The sequence below is a fragment of the Candidatus Parakkermansia intestinigallinarum genome, from assembly GCF_944389695.1.
Lineage (GTDB): Bacteria > Verrucomicrobiota > Verrucomicrobiia > Verrucomicrobiales > Akkermansiaceae > Akkermansia > Akkermansia intestinigallinarum.
The window spans coordinates 32,630-47,543 of the sequence record NZ_CALXNG010000012.1; the positions used below are offsets into that span (position 1 = coordinate 32,630).

Annotated in this window: 15 protein-coding genes and 1 tRNA gene; 8 read left to right on the forward strand and 8 right to left on the reverse strand. The window is 63.5% G+C overall.

Features of this window, described 5'->3' with window-relative positions; translation table 11 throughout:
* Window positions 1-138: 138 nt before the first annotated feature.
* From AC6UAL_RS04920 to nadA, 3 genes are read right to left on the reverse strand one after another with little or no spacing between them, the layout of a single operon-like run.
* Window positions 139-1,251 carry an AMP-binding protein gene (locus AC6UAL_RS04920; RefSeq protein WP_500682254.1) on the reverse strand — a complete coding sequence of 371 codons (1,113 nt, stop codon included), beginning with the start codon at window positions 1,249-1,251 and terminating at the stop codon, window positions 139-141.
* A gap of 11 nt (window positions 1,252-1,262) precedes the next feature.
* The gene (locus AC6UAL_RS04925) at window positions 1,263-2,261 is read right to left on the reverse strand and encodes an SAM-dependent methyltransferase (protein ID WP_500682255.1); all 999 of its coding nucleotides are present in this window, start codon (window positions 2,259-2,261) and stop codon (window positions 1,263-1,265) included.
* 56 nt (window positions 2,262-2,317) lie between these two features.
* Entirely contained in the window at window positions 2,318-3,250 is a 933-nt protein-coding gene (nadA, locus tag AC6UAL_RS04930) for a quinolinate synthase NadA (protein ID WP_500682256.1), read from the reverse strand.
* Window positions 3,251-3,548: 298 nt separating this feature from the next.
* Between nadA and AC6UAL_RS04935 the strand changes: the two genes are divergently transcribed.
* Window positions 3,549-4,160: an ankyrin repeat domain-containing protein gene (locus AC6UAL_RS04935; protein ID WP_500682257.1), complete on the forward strand. Its 612-nt coding sequence runs from the start codon at window positions 3,549-3,551 to the stop codon at window positions 4,158-4,160.
* Window positions 4,161-4,561: 401 nt separating this feature from the next.
* Here the strand turns inward: AC6UAL_RS04935 and alr are convergent, their stop codons facing one another.
* Window positions 4,562-5,668 (reverse strand): alanine racemase, encoded by a 1,107-nt coding sequence (gene alr, locus AC6UAL_RS04940; protein WP_500682258.1) that lies wholly within the window; start codon window positions 5,666-5,668, stop codon window positions 4,562-4,564.
* Window positions 5,669-5,992: 324 nt separating this feature from the next.
* Between alr and AC6UAL_RS04945 the strand changes: the two genes are divergently transcribed.
* Entirely contained in the window at window positions 5,993-6,652 is a 660-nt protein-coding gene (locus AC6UAL_RS04945; RefSeq protein WP_500682259.1) for an ankyrin repeat domain-containing protein, read from the forward strand.
* Between the two features lie 183 nt (window positions 6,653-6,835).
* Entirely contained in the window at window positions 6,836-7,531 is a 696-nt protein-coding gene (locus tag AC6UAL_RS04950) for a hypothetical protein (RefSeq protein ID WP_500682260.1), read from the forward strand.
* Between the two features lie 254 nt (window positions 7,532-7,785).
* Here AC6UAL_RS04950 and AC6UAL_RS04955 read toward each other — a convergent pair.
* Together AC6UAL_RS04955 and AC6UAL_RS04960 are read right to left on the reverse strand one after the other, a co-directional pair.
* A tRNA-Thr gene (locus tag AC6UAL_RS04955) sits at window positions 7,786-7,857 on the reverse strand.
* Between the two features lie 54 nt (window positions 7,858-7,911).
* Entirely contained in the window at window positions 7,912-8,895 is a 984-nt protein-coding gene (locus AC6UAL_RS04960) for a hypothetical protein (RefSeq protein WP_500682261.1), read from the reverse strand.
* A 116-nt stretch (window positions 8,896-9,011) separates the two neighbouring features.
* On the opposite strand from AC6UAL_RS04960, the gene AC6UAL_RS04965 reads away from it, so the two are divergent.
* The 4 genes from AC6UAL_RS04965 to AC6UAL_RS04980 all read left to right on the forward strand — a co-directional run bounded on the left by AC6UAL_RS04965 (window position 9,012) and on the right by AC6UAL_RS04980 (window position 12,450).
* The gene (locus tag AC6UAL_RS04965) at window positions 9,012-10,034 is read left to right on the forward strand and encodes a retropepsin-like aspartic protease (RefSeq protein WP_500682262.1); all 1,023 of its coding nucleotides are present in this window, start codon (window positions 9,012-9,014) and stop codon (window positions 10,032-10,034) included.
* A 222-nt stretch (window positions 10,035-10,256) separates the two neighbouring features.
* Window positions 10,257-10,622 (forward strand): DMT family protein, encoded by a 366-nt coding sequence (locus AC6UAL_RS04970; protein WP_500682263.1) that lies wholly within the window; start codon window positions 10,257-10,259, stop codon window positions 10,620-10,622.
* A 223-nt stretch (window positions 10,623-10,845) separates the two neighbouring features.
* Window positions 10,846-11,514, forward strand: a complete 669-nt coding sequence (locus AC6UAL_RS04975; RefSeq protein WP_500682264.1) for a hypothetical protein — start codon at window positions 10,846-10,848, stop codon at window positions 11,512-11,514.
* 6 nt (window positions 11,515-11,520) lie between these two features.
* Complete coding sequence (locus tag AC6UAL_RS04980; protein WP_500682265.1) at window positions 11,521-12,450, forward strand: tyrosine recombinase; 930 nt, start codon at window positions 11,521-11,523, stop codon at window positions 12,448-12,450.
* Window positions 12,451-12,527: 77 nt separating this feature from the next.
* Here AC6UAL_RS04980 and AC6UAL_RS04985 read toward each other — a convergent pair whose 3' ends face one another.
* Window positions 12,528-13,244, reverse strand: a complete 717-nt coding sequence (locus AC6UAL_RS04985) for a double zinc ribbon domain-containing protein (protein ID WP_500682266.1) — start codon at window positions 13,242-13,244, stop codon at window positions 12,528-12,530.
* Between the two features lie 47 nt (window positions 13,245-13,291).
* Window positions 13,292-14,059 carry a ParA family protein gene (locus AC6UAL_RS04990; protein WP_500682267.1) on the reverse strand — a complete coding sequence of 256 codons (768 nt, stop codon included), beginning with the start codon at window positions 14,057-14,059 and terminating at the stop codon, window positions 13,292-13,294.
* Between the two features lie 80 nt (window positions 14,060-14,139).
* On the opposite strand from AC6UAL_RS04990, the gene AC6UAL_RS04995 reads away from it, so the two are divergent.
* A complete protein-coding gene (locus AC6UAL_RS04995) occupies window positions 14,140-14,904 on the forward strand; it encodes a uracil-DNA glycosylase family protein (protein WP_500682268.1) in 765 nt (254 codons plus the stop codon).
* Window positions 14,905-14,914 lie beyond the last annotated feature (10 nt).

The following is a 14,914-nucleotide window of genomic DNA, read 5'->3' on the forward strand; positions in this document are numbered from 1 at the left end:
TGCTTGCAGCTCCTGACGAAGGATGCGGGGCGGCAACTCACGGTTAGCGTCTGCGAGGGGGCGCGGCGTCAGCCGCTTCGCGCCCCTCGTCGGGGGCGAGATAGGTCGTGAAGCTCAGTTGTGAGGCGGAGCCCGGCCTCAGTGCTCATCATCACGGAGCCGGGTGCAGGCGATGGCCTGCGCTTGGGCGCGGGCGATTTTGCCGCTCGAGGTGCGCGGGAAGGCGGTGAGGCAGAGGCGGCGGCGGGGGCGCAGATGGGGGTCGAGGGCGGCGCAGGCTCGCTCGAGCAATGCTTCCTGCTCGCCGTCGGGCTCCGCTTCCAGCAGCAGGGTGACGCATTCGCCGAGCAGAGGATGCGGCGTGCCCACGATGAGCAGGCTCAGCCCCGTGGCGGCGCTCAGCTGCTTCTCCAGAGCCTCGGGCTGAATCTTGATGCCGCCGCTGTTGATGACGGCGTCGCGGCGGCCGAGAAGGCGGAAGCGCCCGTCGGCTCGCAGCTCGGCCAGATCGTTCGTCTCCAGCCTCTCGATGCCCAGATGCGGCACGCGAAGCACGAGGCAGCCCTCACCGCTGCGGCAGACGCCGACGCCCGGCAGGGGGCTGTACCAAGAGCTGCGCTCCGGCCCGTTGATGTCCCGCAGCGCGACGTGCGAGAGCGTCTCCGTCATGCCGTACGAGGCGCAGACGCGGCAGGGAGCTTCCTGCAGCCGCTCTTCGACGCTCGGGTCGATGAAGCCGCCGCCCACCAGCACGCAGCCGATGCGCGCCAGCGGAGCGAGCCCCTGCGGCTCCTCGAGGGCGCGGTTGATTTGCAGCGGAACCAGCGGCGCAAAATCACAGCGCTCGCCCGGCCCCAGTGCCGCATCGAGCCGGGCAATGATGTGCGAATCGGGCTCGACGACGCGCAGGTGAAAGCCGCCGACGAGGGCGCGAACCATCATCATTTTGCCCGCGATATAGTCGAGCGGCAGCGGCAGCAGAGCCGTGCAGGACGGGCCGAGCCCGAAGAGGCGGTTGCTGAGGCGAGCCCCGGCTCGCATGGCGTCGCGCGAGGCCACGAAGCGCTTGGGCGCACCCGTCGAGCCCGAGCTGTGCAGCTCAATGCCGTCCGCCGGGCCGTACCACGCACGCAGAAAGTCGAGCGCGGCGCGCTCACTGTCGCTGCGCGGTGCAATCCGGCCGCTGAGAACTCCCTCTGCGTCGATGCGCCGACCGTTGAGGGTGAAGTGTTCGCCTGTCATGGTCGCCATCTGTCCGAGCCTCAGCCGGTGAAGCGGTGTTGAATGAGCACGTTGAAGTGGTCGCCCGCTCCCGGCGTCTCGATGAGGTGGCGATCGCCGGGGTTGCTCATGTCTGCGTCATCCTTGAGGAAATCGCGCTGGTTCATGTACTCCGTCACGTCGCCGACGCAGCGGTCGGCGAGCTGCCGCAGGTCGCTGAAATTGACATCAGCCGTGATGTCGCAGTGCCCGGCCGCCGCCGGCAGGCTGTCGACATCCAGCAGCGTGTGAGCCTTGTAGCCCCGCAGCGTGCCGGCCGGGCGGCGGTCGTAGAGCGTCTCGACCTCTTCGCCGTAGTCAATGGTGATGAAGCTCCCGCTCTTCCAGAGCGGCTGCCAGGCCGTGAACCACTTGTGGTAGCTCTCGTGCACCTCAATCACCTGACCCTCGCGCGCCCAGCGCTCAAAAGCCGTCGAGGCGGGCAGGGGGCGCTTCCATGCTTGGCGCACGAGGCGCCCGTCGATGACGGCAAGCCCCAGCTCCAGCCACTCGCCGCCCTGAAACACGAACTGCCGCGCCGGAAAGGCGTCCGGAAGTTCGTTGCAGAAAATGAAAGCATGACCGCCCGCATGCTTGAGCGCCGCCTCAATCGTCGGGTACACCCGCACAAAGCCCCCGCCGACCATCGCCTGAATCTTCAGCAGCTTCGGCGAGCGATCCACCATGAGGTAGCGCGAGCGCAGGCGCCCGATGAAGCCGAGGCTGCGCGAGATGGCCATGGCCAGATCGCCGTTGCCGCCGCCGATTTCAATGAAGGGCAGGCGGCGGCCGTGGTCGCGGCAGCTCTGCTTCCAGGCGCGCACCAGCCGTCTTGCCGGCAAATCGCTGATGGTGGCGCTGGTGCTGAAGTCGCCGCGGTAGCCGATGTCGCGGATGTGCGTGCTGTAATAGCCGTAATCCTCGTCATAGAGCGCCAGCTCCATGAAATCCTCCATCGAGATCCAGTTGCCGTGGGCGAGAATGTGCGGAGCAATTTGCATCGGACTTTCCTGAAGCTATGGCGACGCCTTGCGCGGTGCGGCGCCCGTGATCAGCGTCACTTCGAAAGCTCGAGCATGCGCAGCAGCGGCTTTTCCGCGCGCAGGCGCAGCTCCTCGGGCACGCGCACCTCGGGGCTCATGTCCCGCAGGCAGTTGCGAACCTTCTCAAGCGTATTGAGCTTCATGTATTCGCACTCGGCGCAGGAGCACTTCTCCGTCCCCGCCGGGATGAACTCCTTGCCGGGCACAAGCTTGCGCAGGCGGTGCAGGATGCCGTTCTCGGTCACGATGATGAAGCGCGGGGCAGCCGACTGCGAGCAGTAGCCGATCATCTTTTCCGTCGAGCAGACGTGGTCGGCCAGCAGGCGAATCGGCTCCTGACACTCGGGGTGGCAGACGACTTCCGCGTCGGGATACTGCTCGCGCAGATCCAGAATGCGGTCGCGCGAGAACTGCTCGTGCACGTGGCAGGCGCCGTTCCACAGCGTCATCGCCCGCCCTGTCTTGGCCGACGTCCAAGCGCCGAGGTTGCGATCGGGCACGAAGAGAATCGGGCGATCCGTCGGAGCCGTCTCAATGATGCGCTGAGCGTTGCCGCTTGTCACGATCACGTCGGCCAGAGCCTTGACGCCGATGGAGCAGTTGACGTAGGCGACCACGTAATAGTTTTCGCTCTTGTGCTCCTGCAGGAAGGCCTCGAGCTCCGCAGCCGGGCAGGAGGCCTCCAGCGAGCAGGCTGCATCGAGATCGGGCAGCAGAACGGTGCGGCTCGGGTTGAGAATGCAGGCCGTCTCGGCCATGAAATGCACGCCGCAGAAAACGATGACGTCGCAGTCCGCCGCTTGAGCCTGCCGAGCCAAGGCGAGCGAATCACCCACGAAATCGGCGATGTCTTGAATTTCTCCCCGCTGGTAGCTGTGGGCCAGAATGATGGCATTGCGCTCCCTGCGGAGCCGGTGGATCTGCTCAATCAGGTCTGCTTGTGACATGCCGGAAGCCTACCACCCCTGAGGAGCAAAGTCAACGGTAAATCTCTCGTGTGCTCGTTTGTCTGCTGACCCGTGTGCTGAGCCTTGCATAAAAGCGGCTCGCGTAAATGCGGCGCGCGGTGCGTCGGATCGAAGAGGCTGAGGAATGATGGTACGAAGGGACGATGGAAAGGAGCGTCTGTTCGGTGTATTTCCTGCTAAATTAGTTGGATTATTTTTCGAATATGGCATAAATGCTTGTTGACAGTCTGCGACAGCGGGTGTAAGTTGAAAGGGTAACTTTAAACTCATTCCAGATATGAAGACGATCTACCTCAACAAATTGGGACGAGGCTGCCGCCGCCTCGCCGCTCCTGCGGCGCTTGCCGCCTGTGCTGCCGTAGCTTGCCTGCCGCTGCTGGCTGATGATGACGAAACGCCGCTGATGCGCGCTGCCGAACGCGGGTGGGCAGATCGCGTCAGCTCGCTGATTGCCTCAGGTGCTCAGGTGAATGAGCGCGGCGAGGACGGCGAGACGCCGCTGATGGTGGCCGCTGAGGAGGGGCGTGCCAACGTGGTGGAAGCGTTGATCAAGGCCGGGGCTGATGTCAACCTTCAGGATTACGACGGCAAGACCGCGCTCATCGAAGCTGCGGCCGAGGGGCATGAGCGCATTGTGATGATGCTGCTCAACGCCGGAGCCAACGTCAATCTGGCGGATCGCGACGGTGACACGGCTCTGATGGAGGCTGCGGATGAGGGGTATGCTTCGATTGCGGAGGCTTTGCTCGCTCGCGGTGCCGCCATCAATGCTCAGAACCGCCTGGGCGAGACGGCTCTCATGAAGGCGGCTGATAAGCAGCGCATCGAGGTGATTCAACTCCTGCTTTCCAAGGGAGCGGATCTCAACCGTAACGCCGCAAGACCATGAGAAAGAATTAGCACGCATTTGAGAAAGATTGCCAAAATCGGCAAGGGGGCGGCAGGTAATCGGCAGGAGCTCGGCAGGGGCTCGGCAGTGGACATCGCTACCGGAAGCCGCGGCTTTAATCGCCAGAGTGCGATAGATCTGCTCCGCTGAACGGATCTCAATCCCCGGAGAAGCGAGGAGGGGGGGCTTGACAGCGTCGCAAGGCATGGCGAGTTTCCCCTCTTGCGAATATCTTCAGAGGCGAAGGGTATGCCCCCTTCGCCTCTATTTTCGTTTGTCTCGATAGCTGACTCAGAGTGCACGGATGCCGCACGTCTGCAGGCGTCACGCGCTTCCGCTTCGGAGGCGCTCCCTCCGAACGTGTTTCGTCTGATACGCGGCTGTGCCCTCGGCTGAAATACTCAGGGGCGATAAATACGGGGAACGCGCCCCGTGATACTCGTAATCACATTGCTCGGGATCGTGTTGGCGCGCGCCGTGAGCTCTTCCCAAGGCACGTTCGGCCCCATGATTTCCGCCACGTCGCCGGGCTCCACCGCGCTGAGGTGAGAGACATCAACCATAATTTGATCCATCGTGATGCGGCCGAGCACGGGGCAGTATGACCCGTTGAGGTAGACACGAGCTCCCGTGTTGGAAAGATAATGCAAATAACCGTCCGCAAATCCGATGCCGATGGTGGCAACGCGCGTGGGACCGCTGGTGATATAGGTGTGGTCGTAAGAGACGCCGTGATTGTCCGGCAACGTGCGCACCAGCGTTACGCGGCTGTAGAGCGTCAGCGTATTGCGTAGTTCGCGGTTGTAGGGCGAGGGCATGGGCGAGTAGCCGTAGAGAATGCGGCCGAGGCGCACCATGTTCGTGCTCGGCGCCGAATAATTGAACACCGCAGCACTGCTGCAGAGATGGCGGTACGGCAAATCGAGATGCTCACCGAGCTCCTTGACCGCACGTTCATAACAGCGAATCTGTCGATGCGTGAACGAAATATCCTTGGATGCCGCCGAAAGATGCGAGAAAACACCCTCGATGTGCAGATGCTCGAGATTGTTGAGCGCCTCCCCCAGCCCCGGCAAATCCGTCGGCAGCAGGCCGGCTCGCCCCATCCCCGTATCCACGCTGATGTGCAGGTGCACTTTCTTGTCGTAGAGCTTCCCGAGTGTATTGAAATGCTGGGCTTCCTCCAGACTTGACAGCGCCGCTCGCCATCCGTTCTGCACAATTGCCTCACGTTCAGCCGGGAAGCAGGGGCCGAGAATAAAGGGGCAGACCTGGCAGCCGGCAGCGCGAACGCGCGCCGCTTCGCCGATCGTCGCGACGCCGAAAAACTCGATGGGCTCATCGTTGAGAGCGCGGACAACCCCCTCCAGCCCGTGTCCGTAGGCCTCAGCCTTGACGATGGCCATCTGTCGGTGCTCGGGCAGAACGCGGCGGATGACCGCGAGATTGTGGCGCATGGCGTCCGTGTCAATCTCAGCCCAGGCGCGGAAGAGAGAGGTATCCTGCATGGCCTTATTTTATGTCGGAGCGCAGCAATTGGCAACCTCTTTTTGCCGCAAGACCCCACTCTTCCCCGGAGGTGAAAAGGAGGCCTGAACCCAGCCTCCTCGCGCGGTGACGATCAGGCAGCGCCGCTGTCCTTTGAGCGCTCCGCCTTGCCTCGGCGCCAAGCCGGAGCGCCCGGTTTCGGACTTCTTTCGCCGCCTCGTTTTTTCTTCGGCTGGGCTTTCAAGCTTGCCTAATTCCCCTGATGTGTTACACTGTCCCCGTGGGGCTCGGTCGTATCGGTTCCAGATCGCGCTCATACGAATCAGTACGTTGCTTATCCAATCATGAAAAATATGCATAAATTATTGTTTGCCGGCTTGATCTCCTCATGCCTTCTGGTGTCGTGCGGAGATGAGAAGGATAGGCCTGCCCAAGAGGCCGCTGCGGCTCTCGAAGCGAAGGGTATCACGAAGGCTGATTACGATCAGAAACTTCGCGAATGCTTCTCAAAAGCCCAGAATCCGGAGAGTTTCGACAAGGAGCTTTTCAAGCAGTTGATCCTTGCCGGTGCGAATCCGAACATCCCTGTGTTAGAAGGTAAAGAAGTCACCCCCATCTTTTTGCTGAGTAATGCCGGAATGGCCGAATCTCTTCAAGTGTTGGTGGATGCCGGAGCTGATGTCAATGCGGTGCTTCGCGGCAGGACTCCGTTGATGGAAGCCGTTTCCGGCGGGAATCCGAAAGCCGCCGAGATTCTGATCAAGGCCGGAGCCAATGTGAACGCTGTGGATGAGGACGGCCGTTCGGTTTTGTATCGTGCCATTGTCTGTGAGCGGCCGGAAATGGTGCGCATTCTGTTGGCGAATGGTGCCGACGCCAAGGCGAAAGATCCGCAAGGAAGGTCAATGATGGAAGTGACGATAGAGGAAGTGACGGATCGCAAGGCCGGAGAGGCCATCGTTCGAATGTTGGCTGAGCACGGCGCCGTTCAGGAGCAAGGCTAACTGCCGAGAGCCTGAGAGCTTCTTCTGAACCGGTGGAGAGTCATGAGGCCTCCGCCGCCCCCTCCCCCGTTTCCCCTCTCCGTCTTCAAGGCGGGGAGGGGAAGCTGTCTCGGGCGCCGAGCCTGAGGCGCAGGTTGCTCTTTGTCCTTGAATGCGGGGGGACTCTGTGTTACCTTAGGCGGCGTGAAGATTGATACGCAAACGTCTCAGGCCGAGCTGAGCCGATTGGTGGAAGCCGGCCTGCGCCGCGATTTCCTGAAGAGCACGCCGCTGAACCTCAAACAGTTCATTCCCTTTACCGTCCTCTTCCTGCTCTTCCCGGGCATGGTGCTGGGCTGGCGCATCGGCGGTCTGCTCACTGCGCTTTTCGCGTCCTTTTTGACGGGCTGCCTCATCTGGGATGCTCCCGAGACGGCGATGAACGGGCTGCGCATCTGGCTCTTCTGGGGCTGTGCGACGGTGCTGATCGTGACCTATCAGGTGACGCGCGACGGGCTGAAAACGATGCGCCGCCGCCGTCTGCCGCTGCTGCCCGTGAAGCGCGACCGCCGTGCGGGGGTGCGCTGCCCGAAGGAGGCGCCGCTGAGCTGGGAGAAGGAGAGCTTGGCGGGCGTTTCGTGTTACGTATCGCGCTTTCTCGTCGAGGCGCCGCAGCCCGGCTATTACGCCTTTCTCCGCACCGTCGATGATTACGAGGGCGTGCTGCGCTTCAGCCCTCACACGGCCTTTGAGCATATGGAGGGCAAGACGGGGCTTCGCGTCAATGATCTGGTGATTTATCGCCTCGAGGCAGGGCTGCACGAGTTGGTCTGGGCGACGTCGAATGCCGAGGCCGGTGAGCCCAAGGCGACGATCACGCAGCTCAATCGAGTGGGCTGAGGGGCCCGCATTCGGCCTCTCGCTCCCTTGAGCGGGCGATGGGCGGCGCCGTGCGGCTGGCGCGGGCGTGCTCCGCGGCTCTTCGCTGTGGCGGGGGCGAGCGGCCGGGTCTGTTGCTGCTCCCCCGTGCCGCTGCTGAAGTCCGCGGTTGCCTCTTCGTGCTTGCACCCGATGCCGCGGTGCGTGGCGCTCCTTCGGCCCCGGATACGGCGAGACCGCCGTCCCTCTCAGGAACGGCGGTCTCGGAGTTCAAGAGCCGGTTGTCAGATTCGAACTGACGACCATCCGATTACAAATCGGGAGCTCTACCACTGAGCTAAACCGGCGCAACGGGGGGATTCTACACGAAAGAATCCCCCGTGGCAAGCCTTTTCTCGGCTTTAGAAGCTGTAGGTGCAGTCGATGCCGACGCAGATCTGCATGTGATCAACCGGGCCGGTGCCGGTGACGCGGTCGATCTTGCCGGCGTTGCTGCCCGACCAGGAGAGCTGAATCCAAGGGCTGACGCCGAAGGCGCCGTCGCGACCGAAGGAGCCGCTGTGCGTGTAGGGCAGCAGAGCCGCGCGCACGCGATAGGCGTCGATGCCCTCGACTCCCGAGCCCCAGTAGCTCAGCGAGGCTGCCATGCCGGCCGAGACTTCGAGGTCGAGACCGAGGGAGTTGCCGCTGTAGAGATCGGTGAAGCGGTAGCCGAGCTCGAGGTCGTAGAAGCTGCCGTTGAGCCCTTGGAAGCTGAGTCCGGCCAGGGCGTGGCCGAAGAAGCCGCGCTGGTGGTCGTCGTAGCTCAAGCCGAGGGTGAGATCCTGCGTGATGCGGTGGGCGCTGCCGTCGTAGAAGCGCGCCATGTAACCTTCAAGACCGCCGTGGCGGAAGTTGTAGGCGAGCTCCAGCTTCAGGTTGGGCAAGAGCTCCTTGGCGATGCCGTAGCCGAGGTGCACGACGGGGGTGCGACCCAGCGGGCAGCTGTGATCCCAGATGAAGCCGACGCTGCCGTAGATGCGCTGCTCGATCCCGAGGTTGAAGAGGTTGCGGTTCGGGAAGGTGTAGGAGGCATCGATGGAGGACCAACCGTACTTGCTCATGAAGTCGGTGACACCCATGCCGCGAACCTGATACTGGGAGCTGTAGAGGTTGAGCGTCACGTGGCCGTTCTTCGAGTACGTGTTTGCCGTCTGCAGGGGAGCCGGTGCCGTCGCTTCGGCGTTGCCGAAGTCTGCTGCGTATGAACTGTCGTCATACAGGTAGGCGTCGGAGTCGTAACTCACCGCGTCGTACGTGACGTCGCCGGAGGGAATGGCCGGGGGGGCGTCGTAGGCATACAGCGGAAGCGCTGTTGCCATAGTTAACAAAAGGGCTTTCCTCATACGCGCGTATTATATCGTGAGTGTTGTGAGGGAGCAAGAAGAAACTGAGGTAAAGTTAATTTTTTTGTGTCTTGAAATATCATTGACGACGCGCCGCCGGATGCTAGAATGGAGTCATGAAGAATGTTCTCTTGCCCGGGAGTCTTGTTGCCGGGTTGCTGATGGTTACGGGAGCGGTTGCTTTGGCTGCCTGCGCGGCCGATGCTCCGGGCTCGTCTTCTCTTCCTGCGTCTTCGGCGGTGCAGCCCGCCGGAGGGAAGGCGAAGATCGGTGCGATGTATCGGGATGCAAACTGCGGGCAGGTGCTGGTGACCTGCTTGGTCAACGGCGTGCCCGCGCGTTTGCTGATGGATACGGGAGCGACGCACACGGTGCTCGACAAGCGCTTTGCCGACGAGGTGCTCAAGGTGGAGTATGTCGATACTTCCGAGATGCAGATTCAGGGCAATGCCGCCGAGATCCCCGGCCTGACGCTGGGTGAGTTGCAGGCGGGCGGAGCGCAGTTGCGCGGGATGGCCTTTCTGGTGATGAGTCTCGACGGCGTCAACAGCATGCAAAGTGTGCCCATCGACGGGATTCTCGGCATGGATGCGATGCGCTACCTGCCCTTTGTGATGGATTTCGCCAACAACCGCTATTCCTGGGGCAGCTTCAGGGAGATGGAGGGCTTTGTGCCGCTTGAAGGCGAGCTCGATGAGGGGGGACGTCTCATGGTGAAGGTGAAGAGCGGCAAGCGCGAGCTTGCGCTGCTGCTTGATACGGGAAGTTCGGTGACGACGATGCTGCCCGAGCAATGGGAGCCCGGTCTCGCCGCGTCTCACCGCACGCCCGTGGCCGATATCTCGGGCCGCCGCATGATAGAGGTCGGCGTCGGGCACGAGGGGCGGTTGCAGCTGGGCAAGACGCTGTTTTCGGCGGAAATCACTCCGCAGTTGTTGCCGCCGGAGGCTGATCCCGGCTTGCTGGGTATTGATGCGCTGCAATCGCTTGCGCTGGTGCACAAGCCCGATGCCTCGGGACGCAGCCGCTTTTACGTCGGTGCGGTGAAGCCGCGGCAGCCGAAGCCTGCGCCCGAGGCCGCGGACGCTGAGAGCGCAGCTCCGTCGGCAGGCGGGCAGGGCTCCGGCGCTGAGCCGTGAGCTCGCGACGTCCGGAAAGGCGCCTCGGCCGGGAATCGGCCGTTGGCTCCCGAGCCCCTCGGCCGAGGACGGCTGAGGGGCTCGGGGTAGTCTGTTTGCCCGTGCACGCGGCGCGGCTCGGCGCGGCTCGGCGCAGGCTTATGTGTTTTTGCGGGTGATTCTCCCTTTTGGGATTGACGGAGGGGGCGGGCGGGAGTATGATGCGCCGCCGTCTTTTTCGTTATGTTCCGCATCTGCCTGACTGTCTTTCTGCTCGTTTGCAGCAACACCTTTATGACCTTTGCTTGGTACGGCTTTCTCAAAAAGCCGGGCGAATCGGTGGCGCTGCCTTGGTGGAAGCTGATTCTGATTTGCTGGGGCGTGGCTTTTTTCGAGTACTGTTTCATGGTGCCGGCCAACAATGTGGGGCGCCTTGAGGGGCTGAGTCTGGCGCAGCTCAAAATTATTCAGGAGGCGGTTTCTCTGTCGGTGTTTGTGCCGTTCATGATTTTCTTTGTCGGCGAGCAGTGGAAGTGGGATTATCTCTGGGCCTTTTGCTGCGTGCTCGGCGCCGTTTTCTTCGTGAACCGCGAGGCGCTGATGGGCTGAGGTGCCGAGTCCTGCCCGGGCAGTGAGCGCGAGAAAGGGCGGGGCAGGCTCTTGCCGGCGGTGGAGCGCGCTTTTGCCGATGGCGGGGACTGGCTCTTGCAAGCAGCGGGTTCAGGCTTTTGCAAGCCGTGGAGCAGGGGGGCGGCGCGGTGCTCGTTCGGGTTTCGTCTGCGGACGGCGTCTTTCTTCTTGAATTTGAAGATGAGCATGCTAGAATGCCGACATGATGATGTTGCGCTCCGCCTTTCTGCTTTCTCTTCCGCTGATGCTCGTTTCGTGCGGTCTGACCGACCGCGGTACCTATGTCCCCGAGTACCTGAAGCCCGACTCCCCTCTTGATCCTCCCGGCACGTCGGCCGCTCGCGCCGCGATGCGCGCGGAGATCCTCAAGGAGGGCAAGTACCCGGCCGATGCGGAGGCTCCCGTGCGCGAGGGCAAGGTGTTTTTGCTGGAGCGCAACCCCGACCGCGATGAGTCGACCGACGGTAAGCTTGTCAGGACGCCCAGTGTGAAGGTGATTGCCTGTGAGGGAACGTATTATTTTGTCGAGACGCAGGAAGGCGAGCGCGGCTTTGTGCGCGAGAGCGATCTGGAGGATCCGGTGACGCTCGTGTCCAACAGCCTGACGGATCCCGCGACGGGCCTGCCGTTGACGCCCGGCGGAGAGGCTCAGCTGCCGAATCCCGAGTCCAATGCCTCGGCCGTGCAGCCCACGGATCGCGTGACGGTCAGTTCGACGGGGCGTGCGGTGATTCTTCGCAGCAACGGCTCGGATCGCGCGGCTGCCTATGAGCAGCGCCGCCGCGAGGCCGCGGGACAACCGTCCGCCGCCGAGGGTGGCGATGTCGACTTTGAGCCGCTTCCGGAGCCTTCGGGCAGTTCGCAGAATTGACGCCGCATGCCGCCCCTCGCCATTGCCGGGCAGATTGAACGCTTCCTGCTTGCCGTGGCGGCAGAGAGGCGGCAGAGCACCAATTATCGCCGCTCCCTTCGGCAGAGTCTCGAGCGCTTCGGCCGCTGGCTCGAGGCTCGCGGGGCGGGGCTGGCGTCGGTGGATCTCGCGATGCTCGGCGAGTATCTGGCGGCTCTGCGCGGTGAGGGGCTGGCGGATTCATCCTGCCGGGTGGCGACGGTGCATTTGCGGCTTTTTTTTCGCTTTCTGGCGGCGCGGGGTGTGCTGCCGACGGATCCCGCTGCTCTCTTGCACGGGGGAAGGGTGACGCAGCAGGTGCCCGAGACGCTTTCGGCCGCGGCCGTGCAGCGCCTGCTTGAGAGTGTCGACCCGATGGATCTGCCCTACGGCGCACGCGACCGCGCGATGCTGGAGATGCTCTACGGCAGCGGTCTTCGCGTCAGTGAGCTGGTGCAGCTGAGCACCGACCGGATTGATCGCGAGTCGGGCTTTCTGCGCGTGCTGGGCAAGGGTTCTAAGACGCGCTACGTGCCTCTGGGCGGGGTGGCCGCCAAGGCGCTGGTCCGCTACATGGAGGCGGGGCGTCCGCTGCTGGTGCGCGAGGGGGTGAGGTCGGATGCCGTCTTTCTCTCGCGACTCGGCAGGCCGCTGACGCGCGAGCGCGTGCGGCAGGTGATTTGTCAGCGCGCGCGCGATGCCGGGCTTTCCGAGCACGTGTTCCCGCATATCATGCGGCATTCATTTGCAACGCATTTGCTCGAGAACGGGGCTGATTTGCGCGTGATTCAGGACATGCTGGGCCATGCCGATCTCGCAACGACGCAGATCTACACCCACGTCGAGCAGAAGAGACTGGAGCAACTGCACCGCCGTTTCCATCCCCGAGGCCGCCACCGCCCCGGCGATGCGCCGTGAGAAGGGCGCTGCAGGCCGCGACACGCCCCGCGGCAGCGGCGGTGGTCGGGTGCCCGCCTCCCCGCCGCGCCGGGGGCTCAGAGGAGTGAGCCGCTCGTTCGAACGATGCGCAGCAAGGTCAGCGCGCCGATGACCTTGGCCCCGCCGATGCGGCGCAACACCTTGGCGCAGGCGCGAATCGTCGAGCCCGTGGTGTAGACGTCGTCGATGAGCAGCAGGTGCGGCGGCAATGCGCGCTTGCGGGCGGCCTGATAGGAGCGCAGGGCATTGCGCTGCCGCGCGTTTGAGGCGAGTCGCGTCTGGCTGCTGACGCCCGTCGGTACGTGTTTGATGGGGTAGAGGACGTTCAGCCCGCGGAGCTTGGCCAAGCAGGTGGCCAGTAGCTCGGCTTGGTTGTAGCCTCGCTGCCTGAGGTGTTCTCCGCTGGCGGGAATCGGCACGAGCACCCAGTCCTTGTGCGCCTCAAGTTCCGGCGTCTCCTCCCAAAGTCTGCTGAGAAGCTCGGCGAAGGCGCGGGCGAGGTAGGCCGCGCCGTGGTATTTGAAGTCGTGCACGAGCTTCATCACGGTGGCGTCATTCACGAGTGCCGAGCGGGCAAAGTGGAAGCTGCGCGGGCGTGCCTGACACTGGCGGCAGTGCCAAGCGTCGTCCTGTCCGCCGACAACGGGCGCGCCGCAGTAGAGACAGATGGGTTTGGGAACGGCGGGCAGGCTGTTGAGGCAGGCGTCGCAGATGGGTAGCTTGCTGCGCTCGCCGCAGAGCTCGCAGGTGACGGGGTAAATCCAGTCGAGCATGGCCTCGCGTGGCTCGCCTCAAGCGGCCGTCGCCGGGTGCGGCGCGGTCAGTTGGTGTGGCGGGTCAGAAATTCCTGAGCGGCGTTTCGGTAGGCCAGAGCGGCGGAGCCGTAGCGATCGTGCTCCATGATGGTTTTGCCGAAACTGGGAGCCTCCGCGACGCGGACGGAGCGCGGAATGATGGTGCGGTAGAGTTGGTCGGGCAGGTTATCCCGCACTTGGGCGACGACCTGATTGGCGAGGTTTGTGTTGTTGAACATCGTCATGAGAACACCCTCGTGGATGATGCCCGGGTTGGCGCCGCTCTCGCGAATCTGCTCGATGATGTAGAGGATTTTCGAGAGCCCGTCGAGGCTGAGGAACTCGCACTGCATGGGCGTGAGAACCTCGTCGCAGGCGCAGAGCGAGGCCGTCATCAGCACGCCCAGCGAGGGCGGCGTGTCGAGAAAAACGTAGTCGAAATCCGTGCGCTCGCGCAGCCCCGTCATGGCGTCGCGCATGCAGGTGAGGTGGTTGCCTTCCGAGGCCAGCTCGACCTCGACGCCCGAGAGATCCATGTGGGCCGGAACCAGCGAGAGGTTGCGGCGTTTGGCGGGTATGATGAGATCTTCCAGCAGGCATTCGCCGATGAGAGCCGGGTAGAGGCTGCGGTCACTGCTGACTTCAAAGCCCAGCGCCGAGCTGGCGTTGGCCTGTGAGTCCATGTCGATGAGCAGAACGCGTTTGCCCTTGGCCGCCAGAGCCGCAGAGAGGTTGACGGCCGTGGTGGTCTTGCCGACGCCGCCCTTTTGGTTTGCTATCGCGATGACTTTCACGGGCTGATTCTACTCGAAGCTCGAGCGCTTTTCAAGCTGATATTGTTGTCAACGGAGGCTCTCTGTGTTACAATCGCCTCATGCAGACAGACGAGCTGACGGCGGCGGCCCGCGAGCTGAGCCGAGAGATGGAGAAACTGAGCTTCGGCCCCCCCGTCGCCTTCACCTACAACCCGCTGGAGTACGCGCGCGCGGGGCACGAGGCATACATCCGCGCCTTCGGCGGCGGGGGGCGGAAGGAGGTGCTCTACCTCGGGATGAACCCCGGCCCCTTCGGCATGGCGCAAACGGGCGTCCCCTTCGGCGAAATCGCCGCGGTGACGCAGTGGATGGGGCTCATGGCGCTCATCGGGCAACCCGCCGCCATGCACCCGAAACGCCCGATTCTCGGCTTTGCCTGCCCGCGCTCCGAGGTGAGCGGACGCCGCCTCTGGGGGCTTTTTGCCAAGCTCTACGGCAGCGCCGAAAACTTTTTTGCCCACGCCTACGTGGCGAACTACTGCCCGCTGATCTGGATGAGCGAGACGGGCTCCAACATCACGCCGGCGCAGCTGCCCCGCGAACAGGTCGAGCAGATCGACGCCGCCTGCCAACGCCACCTCGTGCGCCTCATCGAGATCCTGCAGCCCCGCTGCCTCATCGGCATCGGCGCCTACGCCCTCAAACAGCTTGAAACGGCGGCAGCGTCATTGCCCGAGCGCGACTTCACGCTCGGCACCCTGCTGCACCCCAGCCCGGCAAGCCCCGTCGCCAACAAGCTCTGGCCGCAGCGCCCCATCGAGCAGCTGCGCGACATCCTGACGCGCGCCGGGCTCAGCGAGCTGCTGCCTCCGGCCGAGGCCTGAGCGCGGCGGA

Excerpts from the sequence above, each read along its gene's own strand:
- AC6UAL_RS04920 (WP_500682254.1), bottom strand. The coding sequence starts at position 1,251 with ATGGCGACCATGACAGGCGAACACTTCACCCTCAACGGTCGGCGCATC.
- AC6UAL_RS04925 (WP_500682255.1), bottom strand. The coding sequence starts at position 2,261 with ATGCAAATTGCTCCGCACATTCTCGCCCACGGCAACTGGATCTCGATG.
- nadA (WP_500682256.1), bottom strand. The coding sequence starts at position 3,250 with ATGTCACAAGCAGACCTGATTGAGCAGATCCACCGGCTCCGCAGGGAG.
- AC6UAL_RS04935 (WP_500682257.1), top strand. The coding sequence starts at position 3,549 with ATGAAGACGATCTACCTCAACAAATTGGGACGAGGCTGCCGCCGCCTC.
- alr (WP_500682258.1), bottom strand. The coding sequence starts at position 5,668 with ATGCAGGATACCTCTCTCTTCCGCGCCTGGGCTGAGATTGACACGGAC.
- AC6UAL_RS04945 (WP_500682259.1), top strand. The coding sequence starts at position 5,993 with ATGAAAAATATGCATAAATTATTGTTTGCCGGCTTGATCTCCTCATGC.
- AC6UAL_RS04960 (WP_500682261.1), bottom strand. The coding sequence starts at position 8,895 with ATGAGGAAAGCCCTTTTGTTAACTATGGCAACAGCGCTTCCGCTGTAT.
- AC6UAL_RS04965 (WP_500682262.1), top strand. The coding sequence starts at position 9,012 with ATGAAGAATGTTCTCTTGCCCGGGAGTCTTGTTGCCGGGTTGCTGATG.
- AC6UAL_RS04970 (WP_500682263.1), top strand. The coding sequence starts at position 10,257 with ATGTTCCGCATCTGCCTGACTGTCTTTCTGCTCGTTTGCAGCAACACC.
- AC6UAL_RS04975 (WP_500682264.1), top strand. The coding sequence starts at position 10,846 with ATGATGATGTTGCGCTCCGCCTTTCTGCTTTCTCTTCCGCTGATGCTC.
- AC6UAL_RS04980 (WP_500682265.1), top strand. The coding sequence starts at position 11,521 with ATGCCGCCCCTCGCCATTGCCGGGCAGATTGAACGCTTCCTGCTTGCC.
- AC6UAL_RS04985 (WP_500682266.1), bottom strand. The coding sequence starts at position 13,244 with ATGCTCGACTGGATTTACCCCGTCACCTGCGAGCTCTGCGGCGAGCGC.
- AC6UAL_RS04995 (WP_500682268.1), top strand. The coding sequence starts at position 14,140 with ATGCAGACAGACGAGCTGACGGCGGCGGCCCGCGAGCTGAGCCGAGAG.